Source organism: Pseudomonas sp. FW507-12TSA (assembly GCF_058781435.1).
In genome coordinates, this window is sequence record NZ_JBYSWT010000027.1 from 61,126 (window position 1) to 75,459 (window position 14,334).

Consider the following 14,334-nt stretch of genomic DNA (forward strand, 5'->3'; position numbering starts at 1 on the left):
AACCATGAAACGTACTGTCAGCACCTGGGCCGCCTACCGCCCGGGCGACTCCTTGAAGTCCTTCGATTACCAGGCCGACGAGCCGGGTCCGTTGCAGGTGGAGATCCGCATCACCCACTGCGGTGTGTGCACCAGCGACCTGCACCTGATCGAGGGCAACTGGGGAGAGGCTTCACAGTATCCCCAGGTCTGTGGCCACGAGGTGGTGGGGCAGGTGGCGCGCCTGGGCTGCGGGGTTAGCGGACTCGCCCTCGGCCAGCGGGTGGGAGTGGGATGGTACAAAGGCGCCTGTTTGGCCTGCGAGTGGTGTCGCAAGGGTGAGGAGCAGCATTGCCCTTCGGTGGTGGCCACTTGTGCCAATGGTCAGCATGGCGGATTCGCCGACTACCTGACGTGCGACAGTCGCTTCGTCTTTCCCATCCCGCAGCAGCTTCCTTCTGAAGTGGCGGCACCCTTGCTTTGCGCCGGTCAGACCGTCTATACCGCCTTGCTGCGCGGAGTGCACCCGGGGATGCGTGTCGGGGTGCTGGGCATCGGCGGCCTGGGGCACCTGGCGATTCAATTCGCCAGCCAGTTCGGCTGTTCGGTCACAGCGCTTTCCAGCTCCGCCCACAAGCGTGCCGATGCCCTGGCCATGGGCGCCACGCGCTTCGTCGGCAGTGATCGCCAGAGCTTGCTGGCGAACGCCAACAGCCTGGACTTTCTCCTGGTCACTGCCTCCAACGACCAGGACTGGGCCAGCGCCCTGGAGATGTTGCGACCCAGGGGCACCTTGTGTTTTGCCGGCATGCCCAACCCGGTGACACTCGACATCAGCAGCATGACCTACAAGACATTGGCGGTGACCACCGCCAATGTCGGTGGCCGCCAGGAAATGCTCGACATGCTGGCATTCGCCGAACAGCACCGGATCTGGCCCCAGGTCCGCCTGTTCCCGGCCCAGCGGATCAACGACGCCCTGGAGGCCATGCGCAGCAACGACGTGCGCTATCGCGCGGTGATCGAGTTCGCCAGGGACCACTAGGGCCGGGCATCGGCAAGACCTTCCGGAACGGGGTATTGCCCCTGCGGTCGAATCTTTCAGATGCGCAGGGCAGGTTGTCCTGCGGATGTTCCCGTCACTGCCTTGCAGGAGGTCGTCATGGCCCGAGCGATCTGGAAGGGCGCCATCAGCTTCGGGCTGGTGCATATCCCGGTATCCCTCAATAGCTTCGTCGCCAGCCGTGGGCTGGATTTCGACTGGCTCGACAAACGCAGCCTGGAGCCGGTGGGCTATCGGCGGATCAACAAGATCAGCGGCGAGGAGCTGGAGCCGCAGCAGATCGTCAAGGGTATCGAGTACGAGAAGGGCCGCTACGTGGTGCTCGGCGAGGACGAGATCCGCCAGGCCCGGCCCGAGGCGACCCAGACCATCGATATCTTTTCCTTCATCGCCGCCGCGGAGATTCCCCTGCAGCAATTCGACACGCCCTATTACCTGAGTCCCGACCGGCGCGGCGGCAAGGTCTATGCCTTGCTGCGCGAAACCCTGAAGGCCACGGACAAGGTCGCCCTGGCCCGTGTGGTTCTGCATACCCGGCAACACCTGGCCCTGGTGCGGGCGCTGGAGGATGCACTGGTGTTGATCACCCTGCGTTGGCCCGATGAAGTACGCAGTCTTGCGGGGCTGGAGCTGGACAGCAGCGTGATCCGGCCCAAGCTCGACAAGCGCGAGCTGCAGATGGCCAAGCGGCTGGTGGAGGACTTGAGCGGCCATTGGGAGCCTGGGCTGTATCACGATGATTTCCAGGACAGCATCATGGCGCTGGTGGAAGAGAAAGCCAGCAAGGGCCGGATCGCCACGGTGCCCACGGGGCAGGCGGCGCAAGACCGGAGCGCCGATATCCTCGACCTTACCGAACTGCTCAAGCGCAGCCTTGGTGGTGGCAAGGCCAAGCCGGACAGGCCGGCCAAGCGCACCCGACGGCGGGCCTCCTAGTCTAGGCAGCCCTGGTCATGCGGCAGACAACCGTCGGTAGGCCAGGCTGGCAAGCGCCTTGAACTTCTCCCAAGGCTCCGTCTCCACCGTTACAGGGCCCAGGCCTTGTCGGCCGCCGGGCACGCCACACGTGGAGCAGCGCCATGGCTAGACCGCTAACGGAATACCGCAACAAACGTGACTTCCAGTCCACCCCCGAACCTGCGGGCCGGCGGTCGCGTGCCAGGCCGGCGCAGGCCCTGCAGTTCTGCGTGCAGAAACACGACGCGAGCCACCTGCACTACGACTTTCGCCTGGAACTGGATGGCACCCTGAAAAGCTGGGCCATTCCCAAGGGACCTTCGCTGGACCCCGGGGTGCGCCGCCTGGCCGTGCATGTCGAGGACCATCCCCTGGACTACGCCAGCTTCGAAGGGCATATCCCCGAAGGCCACTATGGCGCGGGCGACGTGATTGTCTGGGACCGCGGCAGCTGGTTTCCCGAGGGCGACCCCCACGAGGGTTATGCCCGGGGCAAGCTGCGCTTTCGCTTGCAGGGCGAGAAGCTCGGAGGCTGGTGGAATCTGTTTCGTACCCGCCTGGCAGGCAAGAAGGAACAATGGTTGTTGGTCAAGTCCGCCGATGACCAGGCCCGCACCGAAGCGGAGTACGACATTCTCCAGGCGCAGCCGCACAGCGTGCTCAGCGAGCGCACCCTGGCGCCGCGCCAGGCATCGGCGTCCACTTCCCGGCCCAGGTCTGGGAGCAGGGCACGCTCCACTGCGAACCAGGAATTGCCGGACTCGCTCAAGCCGCAATTGGCCACTTTGGTGGACACGCCGCCAGCGGGCGACTGGCTCTATGAAATCAAGTTCGACGGCTACCGCATGCTGGCTCGCATCGAAGGAGCGCAAGTACAACTGCTGACCCGCAGCGGCCTGGATTGGACGGCCAGGATGCCCAACCAGGCCCGGGCCCTGGCCGAGCTGGGATTGGAGTCGGCCTGGCTGGACGGCGAGATGGTGGTATTGGACGCCGACGGTGTGGCCGACTTCCAGGCCTTGCAGAACGCCTTCGATGCCGGGGCCGACCAATCCATCCGCTACTATTTGTTCGATGCGCCCTTTCTCAATGGCGTGGACCTGCGCCAGCGACCGCTGCACGAGCGCCGCGCTGCGCTCAAGGCCGTGCTGGCCAACAACCGCGCGGCGGCGCTGCGCTATTCCGAGACTTTCGACCAGCCTGTGCAGCAGCTGTTGGCTGGCGCCTGCCAGATGCACCTGGAGGGCCTGATCGGCAAGCGCCCCGACAGCCCTTATGTCAGTCGGCGCAGCGGCGACTGGATCAAGCTCAAGTGCCAGCAACGCCAGGAATTCGTGATCCTCGGCTACACCGATCCCAAGGGCAGCCGCAGCGCCCTGGGCGCGCTGTTGCTGGGGCTGCACGACCCGGACCGGGGCGGCTTGCGTTACGCCGGCAAGGTCGGCACCGGCTTCAGCAGCGCTTCCCTCCAGCACTTGCTCCAGCGGTTGCGACCGTTGGAGACATCCCGGCCCGTGCTGGATGAACCGCCTGCGGGGGTGCCTGCGGCCACGGTGCACTGGGTGCAGCCGCGCTTGCTGGCGCAAGTCTCCTACAGCCAGATGACCCGTGACGGGGTGGTACGCCACGGGGTCTTCCATGGCCTGCGCGATGACAAGCCGGCCACTGGCGTGGTCCTGGAGCGAGCGGCACCGGCCAAAACGACCGAGCCAGCGGTAGATGGCCTGCGTATCACTCATGGCGACCGCCTGGTCGATGCCGCAAGCGGTGCCACCAAACTGCAGGTGGCTGACTACTATGCCCGGGTGGCGCAGTGGATCCTGCCCCACCTGCAGCAGCGCCCGGTGGCGCTGGTGCGTGCTCCCCAAGGCCTGGCGGGAGAGCTGTTCTTCCAGAAGCACGCCGCGCAACTGGCGATTCCCGGCTTGCGGACCTTTACCAAGGCCCAGGCGGGCCAGGCGGCCATGGTCATCGAGGACCTGCCGGCGCTGCTGGGCGCGGTGCAGATGAACATGCTGGAACTGCATACCTGGAACGCCACCAGCAAGGACTTCGACCGCCCCGACCGCCTGGTGCTCGACCTCGATCCAGACCCGACGTTGCCCTGGAAGACCATGGTCGAGGCCTGCCAGCTGACCCTGACGCTGCTTGACGAACTGGGCTTGCGAGCCTTTATCAAGACCAGCGGTGGCAAGGGCCTGCACCTGGTGGTGCCGTTGGTGCGGCGGGCCGGTTGGGACGAGGTCAAGGCCTTCAGCCAGGCAATGGTCCAGCACTTGGCGGGGTTGTTTCCGGAGCGCTTGTCGGCGGTGTCCGGGCCGCGCAACCGGGTGGGCAGGATTTTCATCGATTACCTGCGCAATGGCCGGGGAGCGACCACGGTCTGTGCCTATTCCCTGCGGGCCCGGGAAGACCTGCCGGTCTCGGTGCCGGTGCACCGCGAAGAATTGCAGCAGCTGCGCGGAGCGGGGCAGTGGACCCTGGCCGACCTGGCGCGACGCCTGGACGAAGCCGAAGATCCCTGGGCCGGCTATACCGCCACCCGCCAGTCGATCACCGCGGCGATGCGTCGCAAGCTGGGGATAGGCGAGCCTGCGACGTGATTTCGCCTGTCCTGGAACCGGGTGCAACGACGGCGGTCATTGCTTCTATGCTTCTATTTCCGCCGGCGCCACCTGAAGTGGAGTCGCCAGCGAGAATCCAATGACGTCGGCACCCGTGGTCATCGAGGACACCGTTGGGGCAGTTGCAGCGGACCGCCGTGGCTTGGGGATGCCGCAAGGAGCCTCCATGCGACTCGCCAATTTCATTCTCACTCACATGGAATCGATCCTGCTGGAATGGGAGAGGTTCGCCAGATCCATCGAAACCCCTTATCCGACCCAGGACGCCAAGGGCCTGCGCAACCAGGCCGAGCACATTCTCAGGTGCATCGCCCAGGATATGCTCACTCCGCAGAGCGATGCGCAGCAGTTCGAGAAGTCCCAGGGCCGTGGCCCGGTCGCCGATGCCGACATTGCGGCGCAGAACCATGCCCAGGCGCGCTGGTCGGCGGGTTTCACCTTGAACCAGATGGTTGCCGAGTATCGGGCCTTGCGGGCCAGCGTGTTGCGCTTGTGGTTGTCCGACGAGCAGGAGGTGAAAGCCTCCCGCACCGACGACATGCTGCGCTTCAACGAGGCCATCGACCAAGCGCTCACTGAGTCCATCGCCTCCTTCGAGGCGGCTCTGGAGCAGACTCGCAAGCTGTTCCTGGGCATCCTCGGCCATGACTTGCGAACCCCATTGGGAGCGGTGTTGATGGGCGCCGACCTGCTGGTGCGTTCGGTACCAGCGGGCCGCCAGCAGGATCTGGCGCTGCAGGTCGGTGCCAGCGTGCGGCGAGCCAACCGGATCGTCGACGACCTGCTGGACCTGGCGCGGGCCAACCTGGGGGAAGGTATCCAGATCCGCAAGGAACCTGTGGAATTGACTGCACTCTGCACCCAGATAGTCGACGAGGTGCGTGCCTGCTACCCCGGGGTGCGGGTCTTGTTCGCGGAGGGGGAAGCGCTCAATGGTCTGTTCGATCCCGGGCGCATGGGCCAGGTCTTCGCCAACCTGCTGGGCAATGCCGTGCAACACGGCGATGTTCGGCAGCCTATCGAGGTGCGCCTGGTGCGTGATCCGATCCAGATCTGCTTTGAAGTGCACAACCATGGAGAACCCATCGCCACCGAGGCGATGCCGCTGTTGTTCAGTGCTGGCGGCAGCGGTGATGAGCGGGGGGCTTCTTCAGGCCTGGGGCTGGGCTTGTTCATCGCCGCACAGATCGTCGCGGGGCACTGCGGGGAAATTCAGGTGCAATCGTCAAAGGAGGCGGGGACCACGTTCCGGGTGACGCTCCCGGCGGCGTAAGGATGAAAGGCGCAAGGGCCGGAGCCCTTGCGCAATCACCTCAGGTATCAGCTGCGGCCATGCCCGCCGCCACTGTGCTGACCACCCTTCTTGCCAGCCTCAGAGGCCTTTTCACGGTCATTGGCAAAGTTGCCGCCGGAAGCGTGACCGCCTTTTTTCCCGGCTTCGGATGCTTTTTCGCGATCGTTGGCGAAGTTGCCCGGGTTGTTATTGCCTTTAGTAGTCATGATGATTTCCTCTTGGTGATGAAATATCAGTGCTCACTACATAGTGAGCATTAACTGGGAGTACAGGAAAATTCCCAAGGTCGAAAAATATCTTCGCCGTGGCGATGAATGGCAGTGGCTGGCAATGAGCTAGTTCGTTTACGGACGATTTTTTATAAGCAAGCGGCGCTCGCTAAACCTGAGCCTATAAATAAGCACTCATATGGATGTATTTGGTATTCATATGGGTGACTCGATAGTCGGTCATTACTGGGACGTTGAATCTTGAACTTGTGCCAGTCAGGTTTTTCTACTGAATGACTACCTACCTTATTGTTGAGGTGTGCCATGAACAAGGTTGTGAAGAGTTCCCGAATAACCCTGTTGCTCGCTGTTCTCCTGGCCTTGCAGGGGTGTTTTGAAAACAGCGGCGACAAGGACAAGGACCGCTCCAAGGCCTCGGTACAGATGAGCCAGCCCGAATCCCGGGACAAGTGAAACCGCGCTGCCGGCGCCAAGCCATGGCAGTGCTCGAACGGGAGCCAGGACGATGCCAGAACCTTCCATCATTCGCAGGGTCGTGGCCCACTGCCATGTTGGCGCTGCACTGCATGAGCGCCAGACCAACCTCAACCTGGCCCGCTGGCTGGCCGAGATCCTCGGCTGGCCGTTCGATGGCGACTGGCAGGAGCCCATGCCTCGTATCGGCATGTACCTGGTGCCTACGCGCACTCTGATCGGCGAACAGCGCCTTGAGCTGGGCGTCAGCGGCGCCCAGGACTTGTTGGGAGGTCATGTGCAGCAGGCCTTCATGGCCAGCAAGGCGATTTCCCATCCGCTGCCTAGGAGCGCCGCTTATCGGCCTGTCGGCTGGAATCCACAGTTCTGCCGCCAGGTGCGCCAGGTGGTGCTGCCGGGGCTGACGGTATTCGACATCGCCGATGCCCGGCGTATCGCCCGCCAGTACCTGGGGTCGGCCGAATTGCGCGTCAAGCAGGTCCAGGCCAGCGGCGGCGTGGGCCAGGCGGTGCTGCGCACTGCCCAGGACCTGGAACATTGGCTCGGGCAACTGGACAGCGATACCTGTCGCCAGGGCCTGGTGCTGGAGGAGAACTTGCACCACGCCCGCACCTACAGCGTGGGCCAGGTCCTGATCGACGGCTTGCTGATGAGCTACCAAGGTCGTCAGTACCAGCGGCCCAACCCGCGCGGCGAGCCGGTATACGCCGGTTCCGAGCTGTGGCTGGCGCGAGGGGACTATACCCAGTTGCTGCAACGTGATCTGGATCCCCAAGTGCGCCAGGCCGTGGAGCATGCCCGGATCTACGACGCGGCGGCCACGGCCTGCTTGCCAGGCTTCTTCGCTTCGCGGCGCAACTACGACGTGGTATGCGGGCTGGGCCACGATGGCCGGTCCAGGCTCGGGGTGCTGGAGCAGTCGTGGCGCGTGGGCGGGGCCACGGGAGCGGAACTGGCGGCCCTGCAGGTGTTTCGCCAGCAGCCGCAGGTGGATTGGCTGCGGGCCCGGACCTGCGAGACTGACCAGGAGCAACTATTGCCGCCGGACGCGGTGCTGCTATATCGCGGGCCTGACGAGGCGGGCGGCTTTCTTCTCAAGTATGCACAGGTGCAGGCCCATGGCGGTTAACAGCGAACAGATCCTGATCGATGTCCAAGCGCAACGATTGGTGGGCAACCTGCTCAGCCCCAAGGCAAGGGTCCCTGGCGTGTTGTTCGTCCACGGCTGGGGCGGGAGCCAGGAGCGCGACCTCAACCGGGCCCGGGGCATCGCTGGCCTGGGCTGCCTGTGCCTGACCTTCGACCTGCGCGGCCACGGTGCGGCCAATCGGCGCCAGGCCCAGGTAACGCGCGAGGACAGCTTGCAGGACGTGCTTGCCGCCTATGACCACCTGGTGGCCCATCCAGCCGTCGATCCGGCGGCCGTGGCGGTGGTGGGCACCAGCTACGGTGGCTATCTGGCGACCATCCTCAGCCAGTTGCGCCGGGTGCGCTGGCTGGCGCTCCGGGTTCCGGCGATTTATCGCGATCAGGACTGGCTGGTGCCCAAGCGCGCCCTGGATCGCGAGGATCTCAAGCGCTATCGGGCCAGCCCCATCGACGCGCGGAGCAATCGGGCGCTGCAGGCTTGCGCAGGGTTTCGTGGCGACGTGTTGCTGGTGGAGTCCGAGCACGACGAGCATGTGCCCCACGCCACCATCATGAGTTATCGGGCGGCTTTCCAGCGCAGCCATTCGCTGACCCATCGCATCATCGACGACGCCGACCACGCGCTCTCCAGCGAAACCTCCCAGGAGGCCTACACCACGATCCTGGTGGATTGGGTCACGGAAATGGTGGTCGGCGAGCGCTTGAGCATCAGCCCCAGGAACTGAGGGCGGATCAGCCGCGCTGCATGGCCCGCCGGATGCTCAACCACTGGGCGAAGGCTTCACGGCGTTTGCCGTCCGCCCGGTTCTTGGCCTGGGAATAGCGCGCCCAGACCTGTTGGTCACAGGCGCCATTGCCGATGATCTGGTAGGCCAAGTCATCCAGCCGGTCGGCTTCGTAGAACATCCGGGTGTTTTCGGCTATCTCCGCGTCCCAGTCCCTGGCGGCTGGTTTCCTGGTCGATTGGGGTTTCATTGCTGGCCCTCCGTTGTCCAACAGAGCGGGGCCGACTGGAACCACTTGACGTCGGTTATCCCGTACTTTTCCGCCAGTGGCCGGGAAACTCTCCTGACCGGGTCACGATCGGACTTGGGAATGATCCCTACCCCCGCGTCGCAACTGGCCCAATGCCAAGCCTTGGCGTTATCCATGGTCTTGGCCCTGATAATGAAGAATCTTGGTTGGCCATGCAGCAGATATTGGATCTTGTAGATGGTTTCCTGACTCATGAATATCTCCTTGTACACAACTAGTCGATATCCATGCAGGGTGAAGAATTCAAAGTAAAATCGATTGTTCGACAATTCAAATTAGTACAAGCTGCCAGAGCCGTATGTTTGATCAAAAAACTATTTTCAATTTTTAGCGACTATGGCGTTTTAATGGCGCTGGGTAACTAGTTGCTCACTACGAGCAGGCGTTGCATGGCCATGCAAGTTACAACTTTTCCTGGTCGTGGCTTTATTGGCGCGGTCCGCTTGTTAGTTGTTCATATCTGTGCCTGGACAACTCAGGCGCGCTGGCGTTGCTGACGCAGGGCCTTGGCCCGTCGTTCCAGCACCAGGTAGACCATGCTTGCCAGGGCCAGTGGCAGCAGCAGGTAGATTGCCCGGTAGCCCAGCAGGGCCGCCAGGACCGCTCCCTTGCCCTGTTGATGCTGGAGCAGGGTGATGAATACCGCTTCCAGTACACCCAGGCCGGCCGGGATGTGGGTGATGATTCCGGCGATGCTGGCGATCAGCATGATCCCCAGCACTTGGGGATAGCTGGCGCCGACGGGCAACAGCAGGAACACCACCAGCGCCGGCAGCATCCAATTGAGCGATGACAACGCGGCCTGGATGAGCGACATGGTCGTGCCGGGCAGTTCCAGGCACTGGTTGCGCCAGCGCCAGGTTCGGCGCTTGGCGAAGCGGCACGCCAGCAGGTAGGCGGCGGCCACCGCCAGCAGCGCGCCACCCACCATGCGCAGGCCGCTGCTGCCCAGGGTCCAGTGGTCCGGCAAGCGCACCAGCCCCAGGGCGAACAGCATGCCGGCCAGCAGCAGGTAGCCCAGCCAGTTGGTGGCCAGGCTGAAGCTCAGGATCCGCGTGATCGTGCCCACCTCCAGGCCCAGGCGCGAATACAGGCGGTAGCGCAGGGCGATAGCACCGACCCAGGCGCTCAGGTTGAGATTGAAGGCATAGACCACGAATCCCAGCGCCAGTACCTGGCGCGTCGGCAAGGAGTGGCGTACGTAGTGTCCGGCGAGCAGGTCGTAGCTGCTGTACAAGGCAAAGCTCAGGACTGTGGCCCCCAGCGCCAGCAGCAGGGTAGTGGCGCTATAGGCGCCAACGGCCTGGCTGACCTCGTGCCATTGCAGGTTCCTGGCCAGTCGCCAGAGCAGTACCGGCACCAGCACCAGGAACAGCAGGTTGAGCAGGCGCCGGGCGCATACCAGCCAGCCATGGCGCCCGCCGCTCATGAACTGTGCTCCCGTTCCAGGGGCTGCTGGCACTGGCGTCCAGGCGGGCCCGGTATCGATTCGAGTCGCGGCCGGTGGGCCGGCAGCCAGCCGGCGATGGCCGGGAAATGCCGCAGCAAGTGGAAGTACAGGAAAATCACCGGCCCGCGCCACCAGTGGCCGCGCAGCAAGCGCTGCTGGGTGACCTGGCGACAGTGGCAGGTCATCAGCCGCTCCAGGTGGCGATGCAGGCGTTGGTTGAAATCGACGTCGCGGATGATCAGGTTGGCTTCCAGGTTCAGCGACAGGCTCAAGGGATCGAGGTTGCTGGAGCCCACCGTGGCCCAGTCGTGGTCGGCCAGGGCCACCTTGCCGTGCAGTGGTCGGCGGACGTATTCATGGATGACCACGCCATCGCGCATCAAATAGTTGTACAGCAACCGTGAGAACCCCCGAGCCCAGGGCAGGTCTGGCTGGCCCTGGAGGATCAGGCTGACCTCCACGCCACGGCGTGCGGCATTGCGCAGCTCGCGGATCACGCGGTAGCCAGGAAAGAAATAGGCATTGGCCAGGACCAGGCGCTGGCGGGCAGCGCGGATCGCCTGCAGGTACTGGGTCTCGATATCGTCGCGGTGTCGCTGGTTGTCGCGGATCGCCAGGCGGATGCTTGTCGGGCCGCAAGGCGGCATCGCAGGCAGCGAGGGGCCGGCGGGAGTGACCTGGGCCAGGGTGGCCAGGGCCGCGGCGCGGATATCGGCGACCACCGGCCCGCGTACGTCCACGGCATAGTCCTGCTTGGCCATCGGACCGAAGTCACGCAGATGATCGGCAGAAAAGTTCAAGCCGCCGATGAACGCCCGTTGGCCATCGATCACCAGCACCTTGCGATGCAGGCGGCGGAACAGGTGGGTACGCAAGCCGAACAAGCGGGGATGCGGATCGAACAGGTGGACCCGCACCCCGGCGTCGGCCATCTGTGCGACGAAGTCCGCGCCCAGGTCGGCGCTGCCATAACCGTCGACGGTGATCTCCACCCGGGAAATGCGCCGGGCCGCTTCGATCAGGGCTTGCTGCAGCGCGCAGCCGACCTTGTCCTCGAACAGGATGAAGGTCTCCAGCAGCACCTCTTGGCGGGCATCGGCGATGGCCGCCAGTACCTGGGGGTAGAATTGCTCGCCGTTGATCAGCAACTCGATGCGGTTGCCATCGCGCCAGCCGGGGCTCATAGCCAGACCTGCACTGCCAGCGGCGCGTGATCCGACAGATGCGACCAGGGTCGGGTGGAGAGCACCCGGGGGTCGCAGGTGCGGCCGTTGCGTACATAGATGCGGTCCAGGCGCAGCAGGGGCCAGCGTGCGGGAAAACTGCGGGCCGCACGCCCGCGATGGCGAACGAAGGCTTCGTGCAATCCCTGTTCGGCCAAGAGTGCATCGGCTCGCAGGCGCCAGTCGTTGAAGTCGCCGGCGACTATCACCGTGGCCTGTGGCGGCAGGCTCGCTACCAGTTCGCACAGCAGGCCCAGTTGCAACTGCCGATGAGCTTCGCGCAGGCCCAGGTGTACGCAGATCGCGTGCACCTCGCGCCCCGGCACGGCCAGCACCGAATGCAACAGCCCGCGCTGTTCGTCGCCCTGTTGCGAAACGTCCAGGTTGCGGTGGCCCAGGATCGGGTACTTCGACAACAGGGCGTTGCCATGCTCGCCCTCGGGGTACACCGCGTTGCGCCCGTAGGCGAATTCGTGCCACATGCTGTCGGCAAGGAATTCGTAGTGGGGTTGCTGGGGCCAGTTGTCGAAGCGCTTGGCGTGGTGGCTGTGATCGCCCAGCACCTCCTGCAGGAACACCAGGTCAGTGCCGGTACTGCGCACCGCGTCGCGCAGTTCGGGCAGGATGAAGCGCCGGTTGAGGAAGGTGAAGCCCTTGTGGATATTCACCGTCAGCACCTTGAGCGAAGCCACAGCCGGTGCCTGCTCCGGCCTGGACAGGGACATGCCGTTCATTGCCAGTCGCCTTCGGGCAGATGTCCGGGCTCTACGGCCAGGGTATCGGCCAGGCCGAGGCGTTCCAGCAGATGACGAGCGTCGTAGGGCGCGCGCACCTTGATATCGTTGTCGAAGTAGCAATAGACGTCCCGCGCGCCGCTTCGGTCGCGCCCCATGTCCTGGAATCCGGGAATGCGCCGGGCGTCGGCCGGTTGCCGGCCCTGGCGCCATAGCTCGATGCGCCGGCCCCAGCGTTCCAGGGCCTGGTCGCTATAGCCGCTGCTGTAGATTTGCTGGTCGCCGTGCAGGCGCACATAGACGAAGTCGGCGCACAATTCCTCGATCCAGGGCCACTTGCCGGCGGTGTCGGCCACCACCAATGCGACGTTATATCGGCGCAGCAGCGCCACGAAGGCCGGCTCCAGGAAACTGGCGTTGCGGATCTCCACGCAATGGCGCAGCGCTGCGTCGGCGGGAATGTCCAGGTAGCCCTCGCGCCGCAGGCGTTCGTTGCAGTCCCGGGCCAGTTGCCGGGCCATACGGCCCTGGTGCGGCAGTTGGGCGAGGAATTGCTCGAACAGGGCCGGATCGAACTTGAAGCTCGGCGGGAACTGCCAGAGGATCGGCCCCAGCTTGCGGCCCAGCTGGAACAGCCCCGAGGCGAAGAAGTTCGCCAGTGGTTCGTGGATGTCCCGCAGGCGCCGGACATGGGTGATGAAGCGCGGCGCCTTGACACTGAAGACGAACTCCGCGGGCACCTGTGCGGCCCAGCCGGCATAGCGCTCGGGCGTCTGCAGGGCGTAGAACGAGCCGTTGATCTCGATGCTGCCCACCGCTCGCGAGGCGAAGGCCAGTTCATCTTTCTGGGCCAGTCCCCTGGGGTAGAAATCACCGCGCCAAGGGGCATAGCGCCAGCCGGAAATGCCGATATGGACCTTGCTGCTCATGCTGGGTGCTCCTGCCGCTCAAAGCTCGGGCTGCGGGCGCAGTTGCACTTTGATCCAGCCATGCTCGCGCCGGTCGAAGGCCTCGAAGGCCGCGATGGCGTCGTCCATCGGCCGAGTCTGGGTCAGGATACTGGCCGGATCGATGCGCTGGTTCAGCACCATGTCGATCAGCGTCGGAATGTACTTGCGGTGGTGGCAGTTGCCCATGTTGATGGTCAGGTTCTTGTTCATCGAGAGGCCGATGGGAAAGCTGCGTGCCTGCTGCGGATAGACGCCGATGATCGACAGCGTGCCAGCCTTGGCCAGGCCTTCGACGGCCCATTGCAGGGCCTGGTCCGGAGCGTTGCCAGGTTGCCATTGTCCGCTGCGCGCTGGCTGGCCGTCATCGCCATGGCACGCATGCTCGGCGTCCACCCCCACCGCATCGATGGCCCGGTCCACACCGATGCCGGCGGTCAGCCGCTTGAGGGTGGCCACCGGATCTTCCTGGTCGAAGTCGATGGTCTCGGCGCCTTGCCGGCGAGCCATTTGCAAGCGGTCCGGATGGTGGTCGATGGCGAACACCCGGGCGGCGCCCAGCAGCCTGGCGCTGGCGATGGCGAACTGGCCCACCGGGCCACAGCCGAACACCGCCACGGTGTCGCCGTCGCTGACCTCGGCCAGCCGTGCGCCGAAGTAACCGGTGGGGAAGATATCCGAGAGCAGGATCGCCTGGTCGTCACTGATCTGGTCCGGCAGCTTCACCAGGCCGATATGGGCGAAGGGAATCCGCGCCTTTTCCGCCTGCAGGCCATGGAACGGCCCGGTGATCTCGGGGCCGCCGTAGAACGCAGTGCCGGCTTCCTTGCCATGGGGATTGACGTCGTCGCATTGGGCGTAATAACCGGCCCGGCAATAGGAGCAATTGCCACAGGCGATGGTGGAGGGCACCACTACCCGGTCGCCCACTTGCAGATTGCGCACGTCAGTGCCCAGCTGTTCGACGATGCCCACTGCTTCGTGGCCAAGGATGGTGCCGGGCTTCATCGGTGCCACCGTGCCACGGACAAAATGCAGGTCGGTACCGCAGATCGCCGAGGCGGTCACGCGGATGATGGCGTCGGTGGGAGCCAGCAAGGTGGGTTCGGCGACGTCGTCGAGGCGGATATCGCCCACGCTATGGAATACAACGGCTTTCATGGCAGGTCCTCCTG

Annotated in this window: 14 protein-coding genes and 1 pseudogene; 7 read left to right on the top strand and 8 right to left on the bottom strand. The window is 64.5% G+C overall.

Translation table 11 applies throughout. The features are described 5' to 3' along the window. The first annotated feature begins 4 nt into the window (after positions 1-4). The 4 genes from AC3WK8_RS23315 to AC3WK8_RS23330 all read left to right on the top strand — a co-directional run bounded on the left by AC3WK8_RS23315 (position 5) and on the right by AC3WK8_RS23330 (position 5,896). A complete protein-coding gene (locus AC3WK8_RS23315; RefSeq protein WP_103325951.1) occupies positions 5-1,024 on the top strand; it encodes an NAD(P)-dependent alcohol dehydrogenase in 1,020 nt (339 codons plus the stop codon). Positions 1,025-1,141: 117 nt separating this feature from the next. Continuing rightward, a complete protein-coding gene (gene ku, locus AC3WK8_RS23320; RefSeq protein ID WP_085597729.1) occupies positions 1,142-1,978 on the top strand; it encodes a non-homologous end joining protein Ku in 837 nt (278 codons plus the stop codon). 143 nt (positions 1,979-2,121) lie between these two features. After that, a complete protein-coding gene (gene ligD, locus AC3WK8_RS23325; protein ID WP_103325950.1) occupies positions 2,122-4,602 on the top strand; it encodes a DNA ligase D in 2,481 nt (826 codons plus the stop codon). A gap of 187 nt (positions 4,603-4,789) precedes the next feature. Further along, complete coding sequence (locus tag AC3WK8_RS23330) at positions 4,790-5,896, top strand: sensor histidine kinase (protein WP_103325949.1); 1,107 nt, start codon at positions 4,790-4,792, stop codon at positions 5,894-5,896. A 47-nt stretch (positions 5,897-5,943) separates the two neighbouring features. Here AC3WK8_RS23330 and AC3WK8_RS23335 read toward each other — a convergent pair. After that, a pseudogene (locus AC3WK8_RS23335) lies at positions 5,944-6,111 on the bottom strand (con-10 family general stress protein); the annotation flags it as partial. 339 nt (positions 6,112-6,450) lie between these two features. Between AC3WK8_RS23335 and AC3WK8_RS23340 the strand changes: the two are divergent. Genes AC3WK8_RS23340 through AC3WK8_RS23350 form a run of 3 tightly spaced genes read left to right on the top strand, consistent with a single transcriptional unit; the run spans position 6,451 to position 8,495 of the window. Continuing rightward, positions 6,451-6,600, top strand: coding sequence for a hypothetical protein (locus AC3WK8_RS23340; protein WP_178088049.1), 150 nt, complete (start codon positions 6,451-6,453; stop codon positions 6,598-6,600). Positions 6,601-6,652: 52 nt separating this feature from the next. After that, positions 6,653-7,750 carry a DUF3182 family protein gene (locus AC3WK8_RS23345; protein WP_103325948.1) on the top strand — a complete coding sequence of 366 codons (1,098 nt, stop codon included), beginning with the start codon at positions 6,653-6,655 and terminating at the stop codon, positions 7,748-7,750. Next, complete coding sequence (locus AC3WK8_RS23350; RefSeq protein ID WP_103325947.1) at positions 7,740-8,495, top strand: alpha/beta hydrolase family protein; 756 nt, start codon at positions 7,740-7,742, stop codon at positions 8,493-8,495. The genes AC3WK8_RS23345 and AC3WK8_RS23350 overlap by 11 nt, the downstream gene beginning before the upstream one ends. Before the next feature lie 7 nt (positions 8,496-8,502). Here the strand turns inward: AC3WK8_RS23350 and AC3WK8_RS23355 are convergent, their stop codons facing one another. From AC3WK8_RS23355 to AC3WK8_RS23385, 7 genes are all read right to left on the bottom strand, one after another. After that, positions 8,503-8,745 carry a hypothetical protein gene (locus AC3WK8_RS23355; RefSeq protein WP_256578649.1) on the bottom strand — a complete coding sequence of 81 codons (243 nt, stop codon included), beginning with the start codon at positions 8,743-8,745 and terminating at the stop codon, positions 8,503-8,505. After that, positions 8,742-8,999, bottom strand: a complete 258-nt coding sequence (locus tag AC3WK8_RS23360; protein WP_085597723.1) for a DUF6555 family protein — start codon at positions 8,997-8,999, stop codon at positions 8,742-8,744. Before AC3WK8_RS23360 ends, AC3WK8_RS23355 begins: the two co-directional genes overlap by 4 nt. 281 nt (positions 9,000-9,280) lie before the next feature. Further along, positions 9,281-10,234 (bottom strand): lysylphosphatidylglycerol synthase domain-containing protein, encoded by a 954-nt coding sequence (locus tag AC3WK8_RS23365; RefSeq protein ID WP_103325946.1) that lies wholly within the window; start codon positions 10,232-10,234, stop codon positions 9,281-9,283. Further along, the gene (gene clsB / locus AC3WK8_RS23370; protein ID WP_103325945.1) at positions 10,231-11,439 is read right to left on the bottom strand and encodes a cardiolipin synthase ClsB; all 1,209 of its coding nucleotides are present in this window, start codon (positions 11,437-11,439) and stop codon (positions 10,231-10,233) included. The genes AC3WK8_RS23365 and clsB overlap by 4 nt, the downstream gene beginning before the upstream one ends. Next, positions 11,436-12,212: an endonuclease/exonuclease/phosphatase family protein gene (locus AC3WK8_RS23375; protein ID WP_103325944.1), complete on the bottom strand. Its 777-nt coding sequence runs from the start codon at positions 12,210-12,212 to the stop codon at positions 11,436-11,438. Before AC3WK8_RS23375 ends, clsB begins: the two co-directional genes overlap by 4 nt. Next, positions 12,209-13,141: a DUF72 domain-containing protein gene (locus AC3WK8_RS23380; protein ID WP_103325943.1), complete on the bottom strand. Its 933-nt coding sequence runs from the start codon at positions 13,139-13,141 to the stop codon at positions 12,209-12,211. The genes AC3WK8_RS23375 and AC3WK8_RS23380 overlap by 4 nt, the downstream gene beginning before the upstream one ends. Before the next feature lie 18 nt (positions 13,142-13,159). Continuing rightward, positions 13,160-14,320: a zinc-dependent alcohol dehydrogenase gene (locus tag AC3WK8_RS23385; protein ID WP_103325942.1), complete on the bottom strand. Its 1,161-nt coding sequence runs from the start codon at positions 14,318-14,320 to the stop codon at positions 13,160-13,162. Between the last annotated feature and the right edge of the window lie 14 nt (positions 14,321-14,334).

Coding starts and splice junctions, on each gene's coding strand:
- AC3WK8_RS23330 (WP_103325949.1), top strand. CDS start 4,790: ATGCGACTCGCCAATTTCATTCTCACTCACATGGAATCGATCCTGCTG.
- AC3WK8_RS23375 (WP_103325944.1), bottom strand. CDS start 12,212: ATGAACGGCATGTCCCTGTCCAGGCCGGAGCAGGCACCGGCTGTGGCT.
- clsB (WP_103325945.1), bottom strand. CDS start 11,439: ATGAGCCCCGGCTGGCGCGATGGCAACCGCATCGAGTTGCTGATCAAC.
- AC3WK8_RS23345 (WP_103325948.1), top strand. CDS start 6,653: ATGCCAGAACCTTCCATCATTCGCAGGGTCGTGGCCCACTGCCATGTT.
- AC3WK8_RS23365 (WP_103325946.1), bottom strand. CDS start 10,234: ATGAGCGGCGGGCGCCATGGCTGGCTGGTATGCGCCCGGCGCCTGCTC.
- AC3WK8_RS23350 (WP_103325947.1), top strand. CDS start 7,740: ATGGCGGTTAACAGCGAACAGATCCTGATCGATGTCCAAGCGCAACGA.
- AC3WK8_RS23340 (WP_178088049.1), top strand. CDS start 6,451: ATGAACAAGGTTGTGAAGAGTTCCCGAATAACCCTGTTGCTCGCTGTT.
- AC3WK8_RS23355 (WP_256578649.1), bottom strand. CDS start 8,745: ATGAAACCCCAATCGACCAGGAAACCAGCCGCCAGGGACTGGGACGCG.
- ligD (WP_103325950.1), top strand. CDS start 2,122: ATGGCTAGACCGCTAACGGAATACCGCAACAAACGTGACTTCCAGTCC.
- ku (WP_085597729.1), top strand. CDS start 1,142: ATGGCCCGAGCGATCTGGAAGGGCGCCATCAGCTTCGGGCTGGTGCAT.
- AC3WK8_RS23385 (WP_103325942.1), bottom strand. CDS start 14,320: ATGAAAGCCGTTGTATTCCATAGCGTGGGCGATATCCGCCTCGACGAC.
- AC3WK8_RS23360 (WP_085597723.1), bottom strand. CDS start 8,999: ATGAGTCAGGAAACCATCTACAAGATCCAATATCTGCTGCATGGCCAA.
- AC3WK8_RS23380 (WP_103325943.1), bottom strand. CDS start 13,141: ATGAGCAGCAAGGTCCATATCGGCATTTCCGGCTGGCGCTATGCCCCT.
- AC3WK8_RS23315 (WP_103325951.1), top strand. CDS start 5: ATGAAACGTACTGTCAGCACCTGGGCCGCCTACCGCCCGGGCGACTCC.